Source organism: Chryseobacterium indologenes (genome assembly GCF_001295265.1).
In the GTDB taxonomy this organism is placed as follows: Bacteria; Bacteroidota; Bacteroidia; order Flavobacteriales; family Weeksellaceae; genus Chryseobacterium; species Chryseobacterium indologenes_A.
In genome coordinates this window covers 51578-72634 of record NZ_LJOD01000018.1, presented here as the reverse complement: position 1 = coordinate 72634, position 21057 = coordinate 51578, and the positions used below count along the sequence as shown (strand labels likewise).

Below are 21057 nucleotides of genomic sequence, written 5' to 3'. Positions count from 1 at the left end.
CCTTACTCTATTGATGGCTTTTCAGGTTACGCCTATGGTTGTTTATGAAAATATTTTTTGAGAAAATTCGGTAGAAATGCTCTCCGTCTGATTAATCTGGGCTGCCCCCATAGCTGCTAAAGCTACAGCAACCTGCCTGTCAAGTGTTCTTCTGATGACATTTCCATTGGTTGCTCTGAGTACTTTACAGAAATGATAGGTAAAATATCCTCTGATCTGCCCGCTGATGTTTCCTTCCATAGAAACCTGATTATCTTTACAGGCCGCCCATAAGGTATGATTCAGTCCGGTAACAGGCACCAAGGCTTTTGTGGTTATATCCGCTTTTTTAGAATTTCCTGATGCCTTTATTTCACTGGCATATGTCATGTAAAATTCATCTTCCAGCATTGGCGGAATGTAACGTGCCGTTTCAAAAGCAAGCTCCGATTCAATTCCCAGATCCATTTTTCGTGTTCCGGTTCCTGAGTAGCAGCAGTCAAAAATTACTTCCATATTTACTCCTGCCTTCAGCTTTTCGAGCACTGCTTTAAAATCATCATCACGGATAACTCCGGCAGTGGCATAATCATGCGGACAGATGGCTTCATCCAGACCGTCTATTTCCAGATCTGCTCCAATATTAGCCACCCTTGTTCCATGCCCTGAATAATAGAAAACCAGAGAGTCTCCTTTTGAGCTACTGCTGATCATTGCTTTTAGGTAATTTAAGATATTCGCCCTTGTAGCATTCTGATTGGTCAGAATTTTAATCTTTGAAGGATTAAAACCACAGATTACCAGTGTATTGGCCATATCTCTTGCATCATTAATACAGCCATTCAGGTCAGGACCTCCTGATCCTATAGGCGCATAATCATTGATTCCCACAATTAATGCTTTTTTCATTGTTTTAGTTTTTAAAATAGTCCCTACTCTGTTCAGGCTTTTCAGGTTCCGCCGCCAATTGTAATTTGACAGGTCAAAATTCCGTTATTTCTGACATCGGGAACAGAGGAAAAAGCACCATCTTACAGCAGGAAAAACACTTAATCTCGAGGCCGGACAAGGGTCAATAATCACCAAGACCTTTAGGATAAAGGCTCTTCACTTATCCTCTGAGTACAAAGGTTTTGCTAAGTTTACACACTCTGGTTTATCCTATATATTCATACAACAAAATCCGGCACAATCAATGATAATGCCGGACAAGAAGAGTATCCTGTCTAAAAAAACAGAATTGAAATAATGGTGAATAATAGATTACAGGATGATCAGGATGGTCACTCCAGCCCGTGTTTCAGGGCAAAAAGTACAAGGCCTACCCTGCTTTTTATTTCCAGTTTCAGAAAAACGGAATCTCTGTAGCCGTCAATGGTTTTGGGACTGAGAAACATTTTGTCTGCAATTTCTTTATAGGTTAGCTCACTGCATGCCCATTTTATAAATTCTCTTTCTCTGTCTTTAAGCTCTGAAAGAAGTGAAGCCGTTTTAGAATCTTCCGCTTTTACTTTCAGCAGCTTCTGGGCTACAAAATCTGTATAAAAGCAGCCTTTGTCAAATACCGTATCAATGGCCTGGAAAAGTATGGAAGGCTGCATATCTTTCAGCAGATACCCTTTTGCTCCTGCTTTCAGCATTTTAATGAGGACTTTTTCATCATCTTCCATGGTAAGGGCAATTACCTTAATATCAGGCTGATGTTCACTAAGCCACTCTGTTGTTTCAATTCCGTTTTTATAGGGCATATTAATATCCATCAGTACAACGGCAGGTAATTCGGAAGCCTGCTCCAGCGCAGCAATGAAATCTTCTCCGTTAGGGTGGTTCATAATTACGCTGTACTGCGGATTTTCCACGATCATATTCTCTAATGCTTTAGACATTAAAGTATGGTCATCAACAATTGCTATCGGAATGGTATTCATGGTATAGATTTGTAATAAGTTATTGAGGTTTGTGTTCCTTTATCCAGTTCTGAGCATATAGAAAACTCTGCATGAATAAGCTTTGCTCTAAGCTCCATATTTTTCAGTCCGGAGCCATCCTGCATATTCCGGGTATTAAATCCTTTCCCGTTGTCTGAAATATTAATGCGCAGTACTTCATCATTATCGTCCAGCTCTATTTTCAGATTTTTGGCCCGTGAATGTTTAAGAATATTGTTGATACTCTCCTGAATAATCCGGAAAAGAATCAGGGCATGTTTAGGAGAAATATCAATATCCTGTTTTTGAGTAATGAACTCAATTTTCAGTAATTTCAGTTTTCTTATCCGCTCCACTTCTCTTTCTATGGATTCGGTCAGTCCAAAATGAATAATCTGTTCCGTAATGAGGGTCTTGGATAGATTTCTTATATCCTGAATACATTCTCCCAGCAGCTCACTCAGCTCGTTTAATTCTTCTTTTTCTCCGTTTTTCAACTTGGCAATCAACTGGTTCTGCCGGAGCCTGACTACGGAAAGTTTCTGCCCCACATCGTCATGCAGCTCCTGACCGATATAATTCAGTATCTGTTCCTTTATTTCTACCTGCGATGTGGCCAGCTCTTTTTCAAACCGCATATCTTTTTCTTTCTGCTTTATCAGAAGGGTTGTTTTCTTTTTGATAAAAACCACATAAATGAATATCATCATTAATACAACAATGAGAAGGGTAATGGTAAAGGAAATCACTAAATTATTCTCTTCCATATTTCAAATTCAGGTTGATCTGGATTTGTCCTGTTGATGCCAGAGCAGCCCCAGTATAAATATTCCGTTACTGATCATATTCAGCATAAATAGTATAAAAAAGTAAATATTCTCTGAAACTGTAGTTCTGAAAAAGGAAATCGGAATACATCCAATAAAAAAGATCAGCAGAGCTACCGAGATCCAGAAAGGCAGATAGTTTTTAATCTCCAGTATTTTATCAGAATTAAAGGTTTGGTACAGAAATAAAATAATGGAAAACATCAGCAAAAGAATATTGATATAGAACATATTAAAAGAAAAATGTCCCAGCAGATTATCTTCTGTAAAAAACATGATCAGAATGTTCAGTACAAAAAGAACCAAAAGGCTTTTCTGTATCTTTTTAAGCAAAGGCAGATAAAGCAGCTGGTAATAATAGCAGAGGTACAGAAAAAAAACAATGATTAAAAATCCGACAGTATAAAATATATCCGTGGGGTTTTCTGTTACCCTGAAATAAAAATAGCAGAATATATCAATACAGGAAGACAGTACATATGCTGCCGCGAAAAATAAATTCACTTTTTCTATTTTACGGTATTTTACTGCCATCAGCATCATTACTGCTACTGAAACAGTCATGGTTATCTGTTTTCCTATTTCTATATTCCAGCTCATGGTTTTTCCGTTATTGCATTCCTGCTGAATATGCTTTAGGAGGAGGAGCCAGATTGGTCATATTCATGGCTTCTATATCCGGTATGTCTGCATTTTCATCCGATGTGGTTCTTGACATTACTTTCCTGCTATCATTTTCTGGCATTCTGGAAGTAGGAACCAGAAATATAGTCTGATAGCCTGCATATTCAGGTTTAGCCATTTTACTTTTAGGATGGTTTACCGGGTATTTACCCATATAAATCCTGATTCCTACATTTTCCTTATTCTGTTTTTTCGCTTCTTCCTTTACGTATTGAATGTAACCTTCCATTTCTTCCAGAGAAAACCAGTACCATCGTGAATCCGGTTCTCCGTTTCTGTATTTGGTAAGCACCATGTGATTGGTTTTGGTATACTCATCAAACAGCACCTGTCTTTCGTCGTAACTGATGAGCTTATTTTTATAGCTGTCATCTACTGGCGGTGTGCAGTTTATCATACAAAAACCTAATATAAGCAGCATGAAAAGCATGCTTAAATTTTTAGATAAAGAAGTAGTTTTCATTTCCTGTGGTTTATAATTTATCTAACAAAATTACTCATCTTCTGATCCAAAAAAAAGGGGAAAAACACTATTTATTTAAATATAAATTAAAAAAAACAGATAATATATTAATGAAAACTGAAATTTTACCGGCCTGCACTCTGTTTTTCATTATTTCGCCTGCACATGACAATTCGTCTTTATTTTACCAAATGGCATTATTTTCGACCGAGAGCCTCATAATTCCTCATTGAAAAACGTAATTTATTATAAATAAGTAACTAAGAGATCAAAACCTATACATATACAGCAACTATAGCAACCTGTAATTTTTAATTAATGAAGAAAATACTATATACTTTTATCATTCTTACAGCATCTGTGTTAATCCTGAACACATTAGTCTATAAAAAGCTCCCTGAAAAAGAAAAAGCAGAGCTTCTATCCGAAGTTAAACGCTATCAGCTTCCCATCAAAAGTATTTCTATCGAGAACAGCGATGATAGCGATCTGAAAATATTTGACACGATCCTTAAAGATAACAAAATCGTTCTGCTTGGTGAAAATACCCATTACGACGGTGCTACATTCGAGGCAAAAAGCCGGATGATCAAATATCTCCATAAGAATTTAGGGTATAATGTAGTTTTATATGAAGCCGGGCAGTATGATACGTGGCTCATGAATGAGGAAATGAAGAATCACCAGCTGAAAGTTCCTTCCGATTCTATCGGTGGTCTTGGTCTCTTTGGATTCTGGTGGATGAATAAGGAAAGCCAGCCTCTTATACAGTATTATCAGAAAACGAAAGCTTCTGCCTCTCCTATTGAAGTGGGAGGATTTGACATCCAGCTTTCGGGAGATGCTTTAATGAGCAGACGTGTAAAGCTGATCAATAACTTCCTGAGCAGAAATAATATTGATATCAAAAAATTTCCTCTCTTCAGTAAACATGCCGGTGAAATGAATTACTTTATCTATGAAGGGTATACGAATAAGGTTCTGAAAGGCAACGATAAAAGCAGACTCATCAGTGAAGTCGGAAAGCTTGAAGAGGCTGTTCTGAAACTGGACAAAACCTCAGAAAATACGATATATGCCCGGTATTTCAATGATATGAAGAATAATTTAACTAAAATCTGGAAATACAAATCCGGATCTATGTCAAGTATGAATTTCAGGGACTCTCTGATGGCCAAAAACCTCATCTATCAAATCGATTCGGTGTATAAAGATCAGAAAATCATTGTATGGTGTGCCAACATCCACACTTTTGCATCACGGTACACGAAAGATTATCTTCCTTTGGGAGCCCATATCAAAAATAAATATGGAAAAGCATCCTATATGATTGATTTTTCATCATATGGCAAACCAAACAAAGCGGGAAATATTATCAACAAACCCGGAAAATTTGCGATTGAAAATACATTTCATGAAACAAAAACTCCTTATTTCTTTATCAATCTGAGAAATATCCCCGGCAACTCATTCTTAAAACAGGAATTTGTGTCTACCATTAATCAGGGAATGGACGAAAAAAGGGTATGGAGCCGTTTTTGCGACGGAATTTTTTATATTGATATTAACAAAGCTGTAACCCCACTCAAAAAATAATGGAAAGCATTACAACTAAAGGCTTAAACTATACATTAGGCGGCAAAACTATTTTAAACAATATCAGCCTTAGCGTCCCGGAAGGCAGCATTTATGGATATCTGGGGAGAAACGGGGCAGGAAAATCCACCACAATAAAGTTGCTTTTGGGGCTTCTGGAAGAAACGGAAGATAAGATCTTCATACAAAACAAAAGCCTCAGACACCATCGTACCGAAATCCTGTCCAAAACCGGCAACCTCATTGAATCCCCTTGCTTTTATACAAAACTTAGTGTTTTTGAAAATCTGAAGTATCTTGATATTATTTATGGTAAAGGAACAAAAAGGATTGATGAGGTGCTGGAGCTGGTGGATCTTCACCGTGAAAAAAAGAAGAAAGCCAGTGCCCTTTCTATGGGAATGAAACAACGCCTCGGAATTGCTATGGCTATATTTCACGATCCTAAGCTGCTGATCCTGGATGAACCTCTTAACGGGCTTGATCCACAGGGTATTTTTGAGATGAGAAAGCTTTTTCAGTTTCTGAATGACCAGGGAAAAACGATTTTCCTTTCCAGCCACATTCTTAGTGAGCTGGAAAAGACAGCCACTCATATCGGTATTATTGAAGGCGGACAGATGATTTTTCAGGGAACAAAAGATGAATTGCTGAGCCAGGTTGAAAGAGAGATCCTCTTAAAAATAAATAACCCTGAAAATGCACTCTCTGTCCTTCAGGGAACAGCTTTTTCTGCCTCTCTGAATAGCCCGGATAAAATTTCAGTTAAAATCAACGATGACAAAGCGTTTCATACTCTTTTAAAAACTTTGATTGAAAACGGGATTGAGATTTATGAAATCGATTCTCAAAGTGCTAATCTTGAACAGATCTTCATTAACCTAATCTCTAAAAACCATGACTAATACATTCTATAAGGCTTTCTCCTCTGAACAGTATAAACTATCTAAAAACAGAGAGATATTCGGGGTTCTTTTAGTTCCGGCACTCATCATTTTCGCTATTGATCTTTACATAGCTTATGATGTCATCAGCTCCGGAATCGGAACGGGAGGCGGCACGGAAAATCCGTGGAAAATGTCACTGGGAAGAATGGTATTCATGTTTTTCTACATGCTGTATCCTATTCTGGTCTCTCTTTTTGTGCATGCCTGCTGTGATGTGGAATATAAGAACAATAATTATAAGATTCTTTTCACCATCCCTGTCTCAAAATCAAAGATTTTCATTTCAAAAGCATTATTTATCCTGATTACAATCCTGTTATCTGTTCTGCTCTCTTACTTTACACTTCTGCTGAGCGGTTATCTTTTCAGCATCGTTTTCCCGGAGTTGGGTTTCCAGAACTATGATTTCAGGGAAGTTATCTTTTATACTTTTTTAAAATTTACGATTACTCTCTCCGCCATAGCCATGATTCAGCTGGCTCTCAGCCTTGTTTTCAAAAATTTCATCTATCCTATCGGGATCAGTATGTTTATGCTGATTTTCTCCGGATTAGTTAATGAAAAAAAGTTTTCCGATTTTCTGGTTTACACCGGAGGATATAAATCTTATGGGAATTTTATGTCTGAAAATATTTCCTTTGAAAGACTGGATTACAGCAATATTGCCGCAATTTTCGTTTTTGCTGTCATAAGTTTTTATTTATTCGTAAGAAAAAAAGGCGGATAAAAATAAAAATTCCCCGAAATATTCAATTTCGGGGAATTTTTATTTTCTGATTTTCTGTATTCTGAATATACTCAACAAGATCAGCGAACGTCTCGTTTAGGAAGTTTAGATTTTGGTGAATTCCTGTCAACAAGAAGCTTGTATAAGCCTTCCAGTTCTTTTGGCGGTATTCCTGCATCGAAGCTTGACGATGTAAACGTTTCTTTGCTTGTTGTAATTATTATGGCGGAAGCAAGTGCCCTGTCTGTTGCCCTTCCTTCAGTGGGTGATTCTAATGTTGAAATCTTAGGCAGATCAATCATTTCGGCCTGCTTTACTATATTGCCCCAATCTGCTGCAGATAATACAGTAACTGATTCCGAACCATTCACAGATGTTATTTTAGACCCCGGGATAAACGTAATAATCCTGTTGGTTCCTCTTGTCTGTTCTGTAACTTCTATTTTTTTAACCTCAAATCTTTGCTGTGCTCTATTCAATTGTACCTCAGAGTTTTTCTGTTGAGAATTACAACCTATATTAAACAGTAAAAGTGGAGTTAATATGATGAGCAGCTGAATTTTCATTTTAATTATTTATCAATTAATAATAAAAAAAAATATATAAAAAACATATATTTGTAAAATTAATTAAAAATAACCAAATGAAAGGTAAAACTACTTTTAAATTACCATTTTTACTACTCTTAATCCTTACCTGCTGGGTTTTTGGTCAAAAAAAGAATACCAATACTCAGGATAAAATCGTTTTTGGACGAACTTATACTTTGGAGGAATTAAGAAAGACAGATGGGTTTGTAAGATGTGCTTCTTCAGAATATGAAGCGATGCTGCAGAAGCAGAATCCAAGCAGAATGACAGAAAAAGAATTTGAAGACTGGATTGGTCCTTTAATTGCCAATGCACAGTTCAACAAATCTCAAAACGGAGGGATTATTACCATTCCGGTTGTAGTACACGTTATTCACAGTGGAGAAACATTAGGTACTGCTCCCAATATTACTGATGCTCAGGTTCAGTCCCAGATTACCGTAATGAACAATGATTACCGAAAGCTGAGCGGAACTCCGGGATTCAATACGAATCCTGCAGGTGCAGATACAATGATACAATTTGCCCTGGCAAAAGTTGACCCGAACGGAAATCCTACCAACGGAATAGATCGTATCAATCTCTGTCAGGCATCATGGTCTACAGCTGCTATTGACAGTTATGTAAAGCCTACAACAATATGGGATCCTACAAAATATATGAACATGTGGAGTGTAAATTTCTCCGATTCTGACCTTCTTGGTTATGCACAATTCCCATCTGCCTCTACCCTTCCTGGCCTGGCATCTGATGGTGGCTATGCAGATACTGACGGGGTTGTAGCCAATTATTCAACTTTCGGAAGCATTGCCTATAACGATGGTACATTCATGCTTAATGCTCCTTACAACAGGGGAAGAACGATGACCCACGAGGTAGGACATTTCTTAGGATTAAGACATATCTGGGGAGACTCCAACTGTGGAAACGACTACTGTGCTGATACACCTATCCATAAAACATCCAACGGAGGATGCCCATCACACCCAAGATCAAATACCTGTGGTACTGCAGATGAAATGTTTGAGAACTATATGGACTATACCAATGATTCATGTATGAACATTTTCACGATCAACCAGAAGGACAGGATGACAACCGTGATGAACAATTCTCCAAGAAGAATGGAATTAAAAACATCAACAGCTGATCTTCCTATTCCGTTATTCGCCAACGATGCTGAATTAAAAGGTGAGAGAAACTGCGATCAGACGGCCTGTGGAGATTCTCCTGCTCCTGTTATTGCTAAATTCTCATTATATAACAGAGGAACAAGCCCGCTTACTTCTGCAGTAATTACTTATTCCGTAAATGGAGGTGCCCAGCAGACCACCAACTGGACCGGAAATCTTGCCCAGGATAAATATGCCATCATTAATATTCCTACCGGAGCAGGGTTTGGTATTGTTTCCGCCAAGATATCTTCTGTAAACGGAACTACTGATCAAAGAAGCACTAATAACTCAGCTTCCGTTGCTTTAGCTAATTCTGCACCGGTATCCAATACAAATTTCACTTTAGAATTACAATTAGATTATTTTGGATCAGAAACAACCTGGACTTTACAAAACAGTACAGGGACTACGTTATATCAGGGTGGACCTTACACTGATGTTGTTAATCCGACGGTCAATCCAATTCCAGACCTTTATACTGAAAACTGGGTACTTCCTCTAAATGAATGCTATACCTTCACCATTAATGACAGTGAAGCAGATGGTATCTATGAGTATGGAGGTTTTTACAGAATTAAAAATTCAGCGGGGAATATTGTTGCTGCTGGTGATGATCTGTTTGCAGATACTCAAAGCAGACAATTTAAAGTAGTAGGAAATTTCCTGGCAACTAATGAAGTGACAAAAGCCAAAAATACAGTGGGTATCTATCCGAACCCTGTAGGTGATGTTCTGAATGTAACCAATATTTCAGATAAAACGAAATATGAAATTCATAACGCAGTAGGTCAGATCATCAAAACCGGAGTTATTGAAGATCAGAAAATTCATGTATCTGAGCTGACAAAAGGAGTTTACTTCATCAGCTTCAAAAATGAAAAACAACAGGAAAATATAAAATTCATCAAAAAATAAATTATTTTCCCCTATTATAATCAAAGCCCTTAGATTTTGTCTAGGGGCTTTTTTAACAGCAATTTCAGCTGTATTTTTCGCTTAAAATAAAAAAAATAACGAATTAAGCTTTATTCAACTGTAAGTCAGTGAAATAAATTTCAAAAGTGAAAAATATTTATTTTTTGGTAATTTTCAACGTACAGAAAAACAATGAAATAGTATTTCCGGCTTTTAACGCCTAAAAATCTTTTTTCACAAATTGTTTTTATTATTCAAAAAAAGTTTCTATCTTTGCACTCGCAAAAACGAAGTAAAATTTGTTTAAGATGACTACCAATCGGGGCGTAGCGTAGTCCGGTCATCGCGCCTGGTTTGGGACCAGGAGGTCGCAGGTTCGAATCCTGCCGCCCCGACTTATTTTCAAAAACAAGGGTGCGTAGCTCAGCTGGATAGAGCATCTGCCTTCTAAGCAGACGGTCAAAGGTTCGAATCCTTTCGCGCTCACAAAAGCCTTACAATTATTATTGTGAGGTTTTTTGTTGATATTAGTCTTTATTCTGAATTGTTTCCCTTTTTTTATTAAATACAGAAAAGTTCTGTTCTTTTCCCAAATCCTGATTTCTTTTTTTTATAAAATCTGTAGGACGTATCCCATTGATTTCCTGAAAAAGATTAGAAAAATTGGTCCTGGAGGCTATTCCGCATTTTTCTGCTAAGGTTTCTATTTTATAATTAAGATATTTTTTATCATTATACAGCTTATTTGTAATATAATTAATACGCAATTCACTTAAATATCTGTTGAAATTTGTCCCTTTGCATTCATTAACAACCTGAGAGAGGTAATTGGAGTTTGTATTAAACTTAGCTGCCAGTTTATTAAGGGTTAATCCATTTTCTGTAAACTTGTTTTTTTCTTCAAAATCTTTAAGTTTAGCCAGCAGGTCATCAATTATTCTGGAATCAAGTTCGAGCTTATTATCATTCTTTGGCTTCACAGGAATTTCCTGGTAATCATCGTTATTTTTGTTCAGGATCTTTTTTTCCAATAGCCTGTAATTCACTCTTATTTCTTTTTCTTTTTTATATCGTATAATGAGTATTATTATTAAAATAACGACAATAAAAACCAGACCGGCAATGACACGGGTATTCCATGAGGCTTCTTTTTCCAACCTGGCTTTCTCCCCTTCCAGCGTTTTTGTATCATATTCTTTGTGGATTCTGGAAGCGAGATAAGTAAAATCTTTTGAAATAACACTATCCACTTTTAGCAGCTGGTTGGTATAGTATAATTCCTGTTCGGTATTTTTTTCTTCTTTATTGTATTTAACCAGCAGTTCATAATTTTCCCTTAATTCAGGAAGAATAAAACTATGCTTTTGAAATACTGAATCTACCTTCTGAAAATAAGAAATACCATTCTTTGAATCACCAATTCCCAGATAGGATTTTCCAATATAAAAATAATCAACTGTAGCCCAGGCAAAATCATTAATATTAAGAAGAGGTTTCAGCGATTGATCCAGCGTATGGATTGCTTTCTGATATTCTTTTCTGCGGTATTCCCCAATACCGCGTTCTTTGAGAAAATACCCGTTTTCCTGTCTAAAATCTTTAGTGTTTAATGTTTTGGATAATCCAATACTGATCAGTGAGTCTGCGGCCTTATAATGATGTGTATTTCTATAACATATAATCATCTGATGCAGACTGTTAAAATAGCCCTTTCTGTTATTGAAAATAATATTAGGATGATTCTTTTCTTTGGATTTTTTTTCAAAAAAGGCCACAGTTTCTTTAAAATGAACTGCAGCCTCATCATAATATCCCAGATAACTTTTTACAACTCCAAGATGGTAGAGTATCTTATATCTCAGATAATCATTTTTTGTATTTAATGAATATTCATATGCTTTTAAATACTCATCTAATGCCGGTTTGTATTTTTTATAATTGAAATAGTATATAATACCTTTTCCAAGATAGGCATCACTAATGGCATCTTTATCCTCCAGTAACTTTGCAGCTATGATGGTACTGTCCGCATATTTTAATTTATTTTCCTCTGAATATGAATAAAATACGGCATCCTTATATCCCTGAACCAGCTGCGCATATTTTTTTTCCCTTTTAGCTTTATTGATATAAGAATTTATATAGGGAAAAGCCCTTTTATCATTTTCCGGGTAGTTTTCATATTCTCTTTTAAGCTTATAATAATCACTATAGACTTCCTGTGAAAGTAAAATCGCAGAGAGTAAATGAAATACTATGAAGCAACTTTTTTTGATCAGCATTTGTATTGTGGTTAAAGTTTTTCTAAAATAATTAAAATATATCAATAATGTATGAAAAAAACAAATGTTATCCCTTCGATAAAACGAAATTCAAACAACAATATAAAACAATGAAAATCAATATGTTAAATACGTGCCAATTCATCAATTAGCACGTACTTATTTTGAAATAGATACATCAATTGGTTTCTAAGCTGATTTTAGACTGATAAATTCGGTAAAAATAATTCGATAAACTTTAAATATTCACCAGACCATGAAAAAGATTATCTCAGTATTTCTAGTAATAGTATCAGTTTCTTCCTGTGTGCCTCAGAATCAGGATGATGATCTGGAAGTAAAGCCCTCAACCTACAATGGTGATGAACTTAAGCTAAATAACCAAAAAGACTCATCAGATAATTTTAAGATGGGAAATGATACCATAAAAAATGAAACCTCTAAAGATGATCCGCCTCCAAAAGATGGACATCAATGGAAAAATCAACCTTAATCAGTAAGGCAGAAATCTACATTCAGAGGATCATATGTTAAAAATTACAGTAATAAAGGACAATTCAATTAAAAGAATAGGAAGCAATACGGACGCTATAGGAAAAAACATTCTATCAACGGTATTGCTGCTATTATCCGGTCTTTTATTCTCACAACAATTCCAGATAACAGGAAAAATTATTAATGAGAAAAATGATCCTGTTGAATTTACTGAAGTAATTCTTTTAACCCAGGACTCTGTTGCCATTACAAGTGAGCTTTCAGATGCTCAGGGATTCTTTACGATAAAGAGAGCTCATGGAAAATACATTTTGCAGGTAAAATATTTAAAAGATATTGTTTTCTATAAAGACATTGATTTACAGGCAAACATGGATTTAGGAAACATTAAAACAGATAAAATACAGGAAATAAAAGAAGTAGTTCTGGAAAGAAAAAAGAAGTTTATTGAACGAAAAGTAGACAGGCTGGTTTTCAATGTTGAAAACTCTATTTCTTCTCTCGGAGGAGATGCCTTAGATGCCCTGAAAGTTACCCCTAATATAAATATTCAGAATGATCAGATTTATATGATTGGTAAAAGTGGAATGTCTGTAATGATTGACGACAGATTAATACAGCTTTCAGGAGATGATTTAATCAGTTTCCTGAAAAATATAAAATCGGACGATATAAAAAGTATAGAAGTGATTACCAATCCACCTGCAAAATATGATGCAGCAGGAAATAGCGGAATCATAAATATCAAAATGAAAAAAGCTAAGAAGAACAGTATAAGCGGGAATCTGAAGACTTCATATACACAAGCAACTTATCCTTTAGGCAGCTTAGGAGGAGGGCTGAATTATCAGAAAAATAAATTGACCATTAATTCAAATATTAATTACAGCAATGGAAGTATTGCTCCTTATCAGGAATATACAATAAGTTATCCCAATTATACCTGGTTTGAAACCAATACGGCAAGAAGCCTTCAAAATAATTGGAGCGGAAATATTTCCTTGGATTATCAGATAAGCCCAAAAACAACCATCGGAATACAGTACTCCGGGGCATCGGGGCAATCCATCCGGAAAGGTATTAATACATCAAGTATCATGAACAATAATTTGATTACAGATTCTCTGGTTATAACTCCTTCCCGTTTAGAAATGAATAGAAAAACACATTCTTTGAATATTCATTCCGTAACAAAAATGAATAATGAAGGTGCTCTGTTTTCAATGGATATAGATTATTTTAAATACACTCTGCACATGAACAATAACTTTAATACCAATACTTTTCTGCCAGACAGAACAGAAGTTCCTGACAGATACAGTGCGGCCAATAATTTAAATAATCAGGATATTGATATTTATTCTGCAAAAGCTGATTTTGAAACTCCCTTGAAATGGATGAAATTTTCATTTGGAGGAAAAGTATCATTCATTAATAATGACAGTAATGTTTCTTATTTTAACACAACAAGTGCCTCCCCGGATTTTGATCCGTCCAGAAGCAATGTTTTTAATTATAAAGAAAACATACAGGCTGTTTATATTTCCGGTAACAAAGAATTGTCTCAGAAATGGATTCTTCAGTTAGGCTTAAGGTTGGAAAATACACAAACAAAAGGCTATTCCGAGACCCTTAGTCAAACAACTAAAAATAATTATTTAAAACTTTTTCCAACCTTTTACCTAACCTACAAATTATCTGAGGAAAGTACATTGGGACTTAATTATAACAGAAGAATTGACAGGCCTTCCTTTTCAAAGTTAAACCCATTCAGGTTCTATACTTCTTCTTTTAATTATTCTGAAGGAAATCCGTTTTTACAGCCTTATTTCACTGATAATATAGAATTATCCCATACTTATAAAAATCTTTACAGTTCTGTTTATGCCTATAACTTAACCAATGGCTTTGATGAGGTAATGAATGTCTCGGCAGGCTCTGCTATTCAGATTGTAAAACCAATTAACTTTTATACAGAAAAAAGTATCGGATGGGTGGAGAGCTATACTTTTAATCAATGGAAATGGTGGGAAAGTAATAATCAATTCAATCTTTACTATTCACAAACAACCTCTAAAACCCCCAATGTAGTTTCAAACATTGACGGCTGGACTTTTTCATTGAAATCCAATAATGTTTTCAACCTCAATAAAGCTAAAACAATCCGATCAGAATTAAATTTTTTCTATAAGTCTTCTTCCGTTGCCGGGAGCTTTAAGGTATCTGATTTTTACTATTTTGATGCGGGCTTCAATTTTTTATTCCTTAAAAATAAACTTCAGACTGCCGTTAATTTTATGGATGTATTCAGAACACAAAAAAGGACATTTATTCAATACGTGAATGGCATAAAACAAGAAAATTTTGATTATCGCGACACACAAAAAATCAGGCTATCACTGACGTGGAATTTTGGAAAATCAATAAAAGGACAAAATAAAAAGTTCAGCAATGATGAAGAAAAAAAGCGGGTGAATTAATGTAGTCACTAAATACCAATACTAATCATTTTGTACTGTTTTTTACCGCACAGAATGTCAAAATATATTTGCAAATATACACCAATTCGAATCCAATGTGTTAAAACTTTGATTAATTAAAATCATAAAAATTTTTATCATGAAAAAGACTAAATTTTCAAAAAAAGACCAAGAAGTGTTAACAAAATCTTTATCATTATTTCAAAATAACAAATTGAAAGATATTGTAGATCCATCAGGAGCAAAAGGTGTTCCTTCATTTTCCAGATCTACCTGGGAAAGATCAGTAGAAACACCAATTTTAACTTAATTGTCCGGAGGGAGCTAAAAACTCCCTCCTTTTCTAAAATTATGGCACATACCACTGAAAATCTAAAATGCCGCTTTGCAGTAGTTAAAGTGGCAAGCAGATGCAATTTGAATTGTACATATTGTTATGTTTACAATCAAGGAGATAAATCTTATCTGACCCAGCCTAAAGTGATGAGCCCGGATGTTGTTAAATCTCTTATATACAGGATAAAAGAACACTGTTTACAACACAACATTAAGACCTTTACATTCATCATTCATGGAGGGGAACCATTACTGGCACCTCAAAAATTTTATGAACATCTGGTTGAAGTATCCAGACAGATTTTGGAAGCTACCGACATTAAGTTAAGGTTTACGATGCAGACTAATGGGGTTCTTCTTACTAAAGAATGGTGCGATTTATTCAATAAGCTGAACATTAGCATCGGAGTAAGTATTGACGGCCCGGAAGAGTATAATGACATGTACCGTATATACCACTCTGGTAAGGGATCTTATAAGGATATTGTAAAAGGAATTAAACTGGCCAATGACTATTCAAACCGGTCTATAGGAGTACTTTCGGTTGTTAATATAGATATTCAGCCTGAAGTGCTTTATGACATGTATCTTTCTCTGAAGGTATCTTCTGTTGATATTTTGTTACCAGATGGAAATTATGAAAATATCCCCGAAAAACTCGCTGAAGATATAGAAAACAATACTACTTTACACGCCGATTGGATGATAAGGCTCTTTGATTTATGGTATAATGATGATACAAATAATTTAAAAATCGGGTATTTTGAAAGAATTATGCTGAATATTTTAGGTTATGACGTGTCTTCCGACAGTATGGGTAACAAAAATACAGATGTACTTGTTATTGAAACCAATGGTGATATAGAATCTCTGGATGTATTAAAAATATGCGGAGATGGCTTTACCAAAGGAAACGCTAATGTAAATACTACGAGTTTTGATGATGCCTTACAAACCCCTTTAGCAAAGACGTATCAGTTAAGCCATAAAATTTTATCCCAGACATGCAAAAAATGCAGGGTTAAGGAAATATGTGGCGGAGGGTATCTCCCCCATCGTTTTTCACATGATAAACATTTTGACAATCCCAGTATCTACTGCTCTAATCTTATGAAACTCATCATTCATATCCAAAACAGAATTGTATCAAGCTTACCTGAAGAAGTAATCCAGGACACTATGATTACAAAACTGGAATATGAAAATGAAATGGAAAATAATCTATAAAAACTAATACAATGGAAGATCAATCATTAAACATATCTCTTGCCCGTCATGCATTACTATTTTCTGATGAAAGCTGTCCTATTTTCACAACTGTAGAAAACACATTTAACCATTTTATTAATAATCTTTTCCTGGCTTTTATTAAAGAAAATAAAATTGAAGAACATTATGAGGAACTGGGTTCAAAACAAAAAAAGAGTTTGCTGCGAACTCCTGAGGTTATCAATAGGCTGTTATGGCAGAATGATTTTGATCAGAACCAGTTAAAGTTGTTTTTTTTGTACGCAATAGAGATGGAAAAAGCAAAATTGAAAAAAGCATTTGATTATGCAGAATATTCGGACAGCTCCTGGGCATTGGATGGATCATTCTTCATCAATCACACAGGAAATAACAATTTTGAAACTTTCTCTACCCCTTATTTGTCTGATACAAAAATACCTATTGATTGTTTCAGCGCATATAACAGGGTTGATGAGGAGCATATGCCTAAAGAATGGCTGTCAACAACCTATGATTATTCTGAGGCTGAGGAGATGACAGATAATTTAACAAGGGTTTATGAGATGTTCGATCCTATTGTAAAATGTTTAATTCAAAAGCATATCTATACCCTGTTATTGAGAAAAATTCCAGGAAAGGAAACTCTTTTTACTTCAGGGTCAGATGGAGGCTATATCGGGAGGGTTCTGATCTGTAACGGACATACGGTTGAGGACAGTGTCATTGTAGATGCATTGGTTCATGAAGCAATTCACGGGTTATTATACATGATTGATGAGCTTAATGTCTGGCAGCCCAGCAGAGAAGTATCTAATGAAATGGGAAGAACTGTAATCTCTCCGTGGTCAAATAATTCAATAACGATCCGGAATCTGGTTCAGGCTATTTATGTCTGGTACGGTTTATATAATTTCTGGGAGAAATATGGAAATGCAATATCCGCCACCTATAGAAACGATAGATTAAAATTAATTAGTAAAGGTTTTTTGTTGCTTGATCTTGCGCCTTATAAAGAAATTTTAAATGAAAAAACATTTGCAGAATTATGTTTAATAAAAAATGGTTTCGCTTAAAAAAAACTCCGTTTTATTATCAACTTTCCAGCACAGACTGCGGATTTGTCTGTTTGCGAATGATTAGTGATTACTACAATAAAACCTATACTGATGAGTATTTTACTGATGAGCTTCAATACAATGGAATATCAATCAAAAAACTGGAAGCTTTTGCTTCGTCTCTTGGGTTTGAGACCCTCATTGCGAAAACAGATTATGATTCTTTAGTAAACAACGCCCCTGTTCCTTTTATTGCATTTTGGAATCAAAATCATTTTATCGTAGTATATACTATTACAAAGGATAAGGTTATGATAGCCGACCCCGAATTTGGAAAAGCCACATATTCAAAAGACCAATTCTTAAAAGGATGGTCACAAAATCAGGAGGAAGGAATTGTTTTACTTATGGAGCCTGCTAACAATAACGAGGAAAAAAAAACTCTTAAAAAAAAACCTAAACGGGGAAATTTACAATACGTCATCCAATATTTAAGAAAATATAAAAAGCAGTTATTTTTTATTGCGCTCACCTTATTAATATCTTCATGTATAGAGCTTATTTTTCCCTTCTTTTCACAAAAAATTATTGATAAAGGGGTCGCTCAGAAAAACATATCCCTGATCTACTTAATTCTAATCGCTCAGATCACTTTATTTATCAGTAAGGTAGGTCTGGAATTTTACAGATCCTGGCTTTTTATTCATATCAGCAGCAGAATCAGCCTGTCTATTATTTCTGATTTTCTGGTGAAATTAATGAAACTTCCGCTCAAATTTTTCAACAGTAAAAACATAGGAGATTTAACGCAGCGGATTAATGATCACAGAAGAATTGAAGCGTTCCTGTCTAAAGACCTTATTCAGGCTGTTTTTTCTATTTTTACCATTATCATTTATTCCTTTGTACTGCTATATTTTAATTTAACCATTTTCCTGATTATCTGTATTTGTACCGCTGTTGAACTAGGATGGATCTTCAGTTTTTTTAAGAAGGTCAAGGTTCTGGATAAAAAAACATTTTCCCTTAATGCAAAGGACCAAAACAAGATTTATGAGCTGATTAATTCAATGCATGAAATCAAATTAAATAATTTAGAGGAAAACAAGCGAAATGAATGGCAGAAAATACAGACCAATGTTTATTTGAATAACATTGACAAGCTTAAAATTAATCAACAATATGAAAGCTACAGGTTTATCAGCTTTTTTCAGAACATATTGGTTGTATTTGTTTCGGCAATTGCTGTCATGAATGGAACACTCACCATAGGGAGCATGCTTGCAGTTATGTATATAATCGGAGGATTAAATGTGCCCATCAGTCAATTAATCAACTTTGTCATGCAGTATCAGCTGGTAAAAGTGAGTTTTGAAAGACTTAATGAAATTCATAATAAACCGGATGAAGAAAATATAAGCAAAGTTTCAAAACTCAATGAAATTCAGGACATCAATATTGAAAATATAAACTTTTCTTATGATCATTCCAATGATATTCTTAAAAACATATCTCTAAAAATTCCTAAAGGCAAAACCACTGCTATTGTTGGAGTAAGCGGAAGCGGTAAAACCACCCTTTTAAAGCTGATTCTTAAGTTTTATAAACCCCAGCAGGGTAATTTACTACTGGATGAAACACCTCTGGAAGACATTGAAAATACTTTATGGAGAAATAAATGCGGAGTAATTCTGCAGGATAGTTTTATATTTTCAGATACAATTTCCTACAATATTTCTTTAGAAGAAAATGCCGATCCGGAAAAATTATTAAATGCTGTTAAGCTGGCCAATATTGATGATTTTATTGATAAATTACCTCTTAAATTACATACTTTAATAGGCACAGAAGGAATAGGCATAAGCCACGGGCAAAAACAGCGGATATTAATTGCCAGAGCTATTTATAAAAATCCTGATTATTTATTTTTTGATGAAGCTACCAATTCTTTAGATGCAAAAAATGAAAGAATTATCGTCGAAAATATTGATCGTTATTTCAAAAATAAAACAATGATTATCGTAGCTCACAGGCTGTCTACTGTAAAAAATGCAGATCAGATTATCGTCCTGGATAACGGAGAAATTATTGAGAAAGGCAGCCATGATGAGTTAATCAGGAACAAAGGAAAGTATTTCGAATTAATACAGAATCAACTAGAATTAGGCTTATAATTATGAAAAAAAATAATGAAACGGATTTAATGGGAAAAATACCCATTCTTTTTTCTTTTTTAGGCGTTATTTTATCAATCCTAAGCATACTGGCAATTGTTTTTGCATGCAAAGTACTATTTTTTTAATGCTGCTTAAGGTATTTCATACGTATCACGGGCAAAGTCAGAAATAAGTTTCAATACCATATTTTTGTACCTTTAGCCTTAGCCAGAACAAAAATTTGTTGATCATTCCGGCAAAGATGATCTGAATATTTTTGAGCCTCCATAAAAACAAAAACCACTGCATCAGATACAGCGGTTGAATTTTCTTTTATTCTGAGTTTTATTTCAGCTTATAGGAACTTCCATTCCAGAGATAGGTTTTGGAAAACTGTGTTTTCTTTTCCCGGTCTTTGTCATCCAGTTCCATATCTTTTGTTTTCAGGATGAAGGCATTGGGAATACCACCTTTGTCATTCGGGAATATAAATTCTTCTGAATGATAAAATACCCCGGCATCACTTACACTCATCAGACGGGGAAGGGTAACCAGCTTTTTATCCTTAAAAAATACATATTGATCGTAGCTGGCAATTGTACAGGCATCTCCTGAAGTAGAAACCTTTAATGTAAATTCTACATTCTGCAGCTTGTGATTGCTTTCTATATTGAATGTGGCAGACCTCAGTTCTTCTCCCCTTCCGGCATCAAAATACACTTCATCAATTAATGTATTTCCTTCTATGATTTTAATTCCGGCAATATTCTGCTTTTCCATCTGATTATACTGATTTTTCCTGTCAATGGTCTTTGCCAGTCCGAAAAGGAAATCATACCCGTTCCTGTTGCGGTAGCCCACACAAAGATTAGCCCCCCAGACATATCCTTCAGAAGCAAAATCTCCCTTTTGATAAGAAACTTTATACCAGTTAGCAGCTCTCTCTCCAAGCTTCAGGACGGCATCTTCCTTTTTCAGGATCATCACCTGATGGTTGGTTGGAAGCGAATCCAGTATCTGGGATTTCACATCGGGATCTTTCCGGATCCTTGTCCAGTCGGTAAAAATTTTCTGGGGTTTATTTTCTGTAAAATCAAAGATAGTGTCAGGATATATTTCGTCAACTGTCTGTGCTGAAAAACAATGAAAAATCAGCAGTAATATCCCCGTCATTAAAAACCTCATATTCATC

18 protein-coding genes and 2 tRNA genes are annotated in these 21057 nt (G+C 35.1%); 12 read left to right on the top strand and 8 right to left on the bottom strand.

Annotated features, from left to right (window positions below):
• Positions 1-42: 42 nt before the first annotated feature.
• From AOB46_RS19970 to AOB46_RS19950, 5 genes are all read right to left on the bottom strand, one after another.
• Entirely contained in the window at positions 43-888 is an 846-nt protein-coding gene (locus AOB46_RS19970) for a caspase domain-containing protein (RefSeq protein ID WP_062702701.1), read from the bottom strand.
• Between the two features lie 374 nt (positions 889-1262).
• Complete coding sequence (locus AOB46_RS19965; protein ID WP_062702699.1) at positions 1263-1907, bottom strand: response regulator transcription factor; 645 nt, start codon at positions 1905-1907, stop codon at positions 1263-1265.
• On the bottom strand, positions 1904-2674 hold the full coding sequence (locus AOB46_RS19960; RefSeq protein WP_062702697.1) for a sensor histidine kinase: 771 nt from the start codon (positions 2672-2674) through the stop codon (positions 1904-1906). Before AOB46_RS19960 ends, AOB46_RS19965 begins: the two co-directional genes overlap by 4 nt.
• 9 nt (positions 2675-2683) lie before the next feature.
• Positions 2684-3334 (bottom strand): hypothetical protein, encoded by a 651-nt coding sequence (locus tag AOB46_RS19955; protein WP_062702695.1) that lies wholly within the window; start codon positions 3332-3334, stop codon positions 2684-2686.
• A gap of 10 nt (positions 3335-3344) precedes the next feature.
• Positions 3345-3881: a hypothetical protein gene (locus AOB46_RS19950; protein WP_062702693.1), complete on the bottom strand. Its 537-nt coding sequence runs from the start codon at positions 3879-3881 to the stop codon at positions 3345-3347.
• 318 nt (positions 3882-4199) lie between these two features.
• Here AOB46_RS19950 and AOB46_RS19940 point away from each other — a divergent pair, with 318 nt between their 5' ends.
• From AOB46_RS19940 to AOB46_RS19930, 3 genes are read left to right on the top strand one after another with little or no spacing between them, the layout of a single operon-like run.
• The gene (locus AOB46_RS19940) at positions 4200-5477 is read left to right on the top strand and encodes an erythromycin esterase family protein (RefSeq protein ID WP_062702689.1); all 1278 of its coding nucleotides are present in this window, start codon (positions 4200-4202) and stop codon (positions 5475-5477) included.
• Positions 5477-6382 (top strand): ABC transporter ATP-binding protein, encoded by a 906-nt coding sequence (locus AOB46_RS19935; RefSeq protein ID WP_062702687.1) that lies wholly within the window; start codon positions 5477-5479, stop codon positions 6380-6382. The genes AOB46_RS19940 and AOB46_RS19935 overlap by 1 nt, the downstream gene beginning before the upstream one ends.
• Positions 6375-7151, top strand: coding sequence for an ABC transporter permease (locus AOB46_RS19930; RefSeq protein ID WP_062702685.1), 777 nt, complete (start codon positions 6375-6377; stop codon positions 7149-7151). Before AOB46_RS19935 ends, AOB46_RS19930 begins: the two co-directional genes overlap by 8 nt.
• An 80-nt stretch (positions 7152-7231) precedes the next feature.
• Here the strand turns inward: AOB46_RS19930 and AOB46_RS19925 are convergent, their stop codons facing one another.
• Entirely contained in the window at positions 7232-7717 is a 486-nt protein-coding gene (locus AOB46_RS19925; RefSeq protein ID WP_062702683.1) for a hypothetical protein, read from the bottom strand.
• Positions 7718-7794: 77 nt separating this feature from the next.
• Here AOB46_RS19925 and AOB46_RS19920 point away from each other — a divergent pair, with 77 nt between their 5' ends.
• The 3 genes from AOB46_RS19920 (at position 7795) to AOB46_RS19910 (ending at position 10317) form a co-directional block, all read left to right on the top strand.
• Positions 7795-9831, top strand: coding sequence for a M43 family zinc metalloprotease (locus AOB46_RS19920; RefSeq protein WP_062702681.1), 2037 nt, complete (start codon positions 7795-7797; stop codon positions 9829-9831).
• Between the two features lie 320 nt (positions 9832-10151).
• Positions 10152-10226: transfer RNA gene (locus tag AOB46_RS19915), tRNA-Pro, on the top strand.
• A 17-nt stretch (positions 10227-10243) separates the two neighbouring features.
• A tRNA-Arg gene (locus tag AOB46_RS19910) sits at positions 10244-10317 on the top strand.
• 41 nt (positions 10318-10358) lie between these two features.
• Here the strand turns inward: AOB46_RS19910 and AOB46_RS19905 are convergent.
• Positions 10359-12113, bottom strand: a complete 1755-nt coding sequence (locus AOB46_RS19905; protein ID WP_062702680.1) for a helix-turn-helix domain-containing protein — start codon at positions 12111-12113, stop codon at positions 10359-10361.
• A 256-nt stretch (positions 12114-12369) separates the two neighbouring features.
• Between AOB46_RS19905 and AOB46_RS19900 the strand changes: the two genes are divergently transcribed.
• From AOB46_RS19900 to AOB46_RS19880, 6 genes are all read left to right on the top strand, one after another.
• Positions 12370-12606, top strand: a complete 237-nt coding sequence (locus tag AOB46_RS19900) for a hypothetical protein (protein WP_062702678.1) — start codon at positions 12370-12372, stop codon at positions 12604-12606.
• Between the two features lie 34 nt (positions 12607-12640).
• Positions 12641-15088: a TonB-dependent receptor domain-containing protein gene (locus AOB46_RS19895; protein WP_117590594.1), complete on the top strand. Its 2448-nt coding sequence runs from the start codon at positions 12641-12643 to the stop codon at positions 15086-15088.
• Positions 15089-15227: 139 nt separating this feature from the next.
• Positions 15228-15398 (top strand): hypothetical protein, encoded by a 171-nt coding sequence (locus AOB46_RS23485; RefSeq protein ID WP_157845088.1) that lies wholly within the window; start codon positions 15228-15230, stop codon positions 15396-15398.
• Between the two features lie 41 nt (positions 15399-15439).
• Positions 15440-16651 carry a radical SAM protein gene (locus tag AOB46_RS19890; RefSeq protein WP_062702676.1) on the top strand — a complete coding sequence of 404 codons (1212 nt, stop codon included), beginning with the start codon at positions 15440-15442 and terminating at the stop codon, positions 16649-16651.
• A gap of 11 nt (positions 16652-16662) precedes the next feature.
• Positions 16663-17727 carry a hypothetical protein gene (locus AOB46_RS19885; protein WP_062702674.1) on the top strand — a complete coding sequence of 355 codons (1065 nt, stop codon included), beginning with the start codon at positions 16663-16665 and terminating at the stop codon, positions 17725-17727.
• On the top strand, positions 17700-19883 hold the full coding sequence (locus AOB46_RS19880) for a peptidase domain-containing ABC transporter (RefSeq protein WP_062702672.1): 2184 nt from the start codon (positions 17700-17702) through the stop codon (positions 19881-19883). Before AOB46_RS19885 ends, AOB46_RS19880 begins: the two co-directional genes overlap by 28 nt.
• A gap of 327 nt (positions 19884-20210) precedes the next feature.
• Here AOB46_RS19880 and AOB46_RS19875 read toward each other — a convergent pair whose 3' ends face one another.
• Positions 20211-21056, bottom strand: coding sequence for an SH3 domain-containing protein (locus tag AOB46_RS19875; protein ID WP_241489243.1), 846 nt, complete (start codon positions 21054-21056; stop codon positions 20211-20213).
• Position 21057 lies beyond the last annotated feature (1 nt).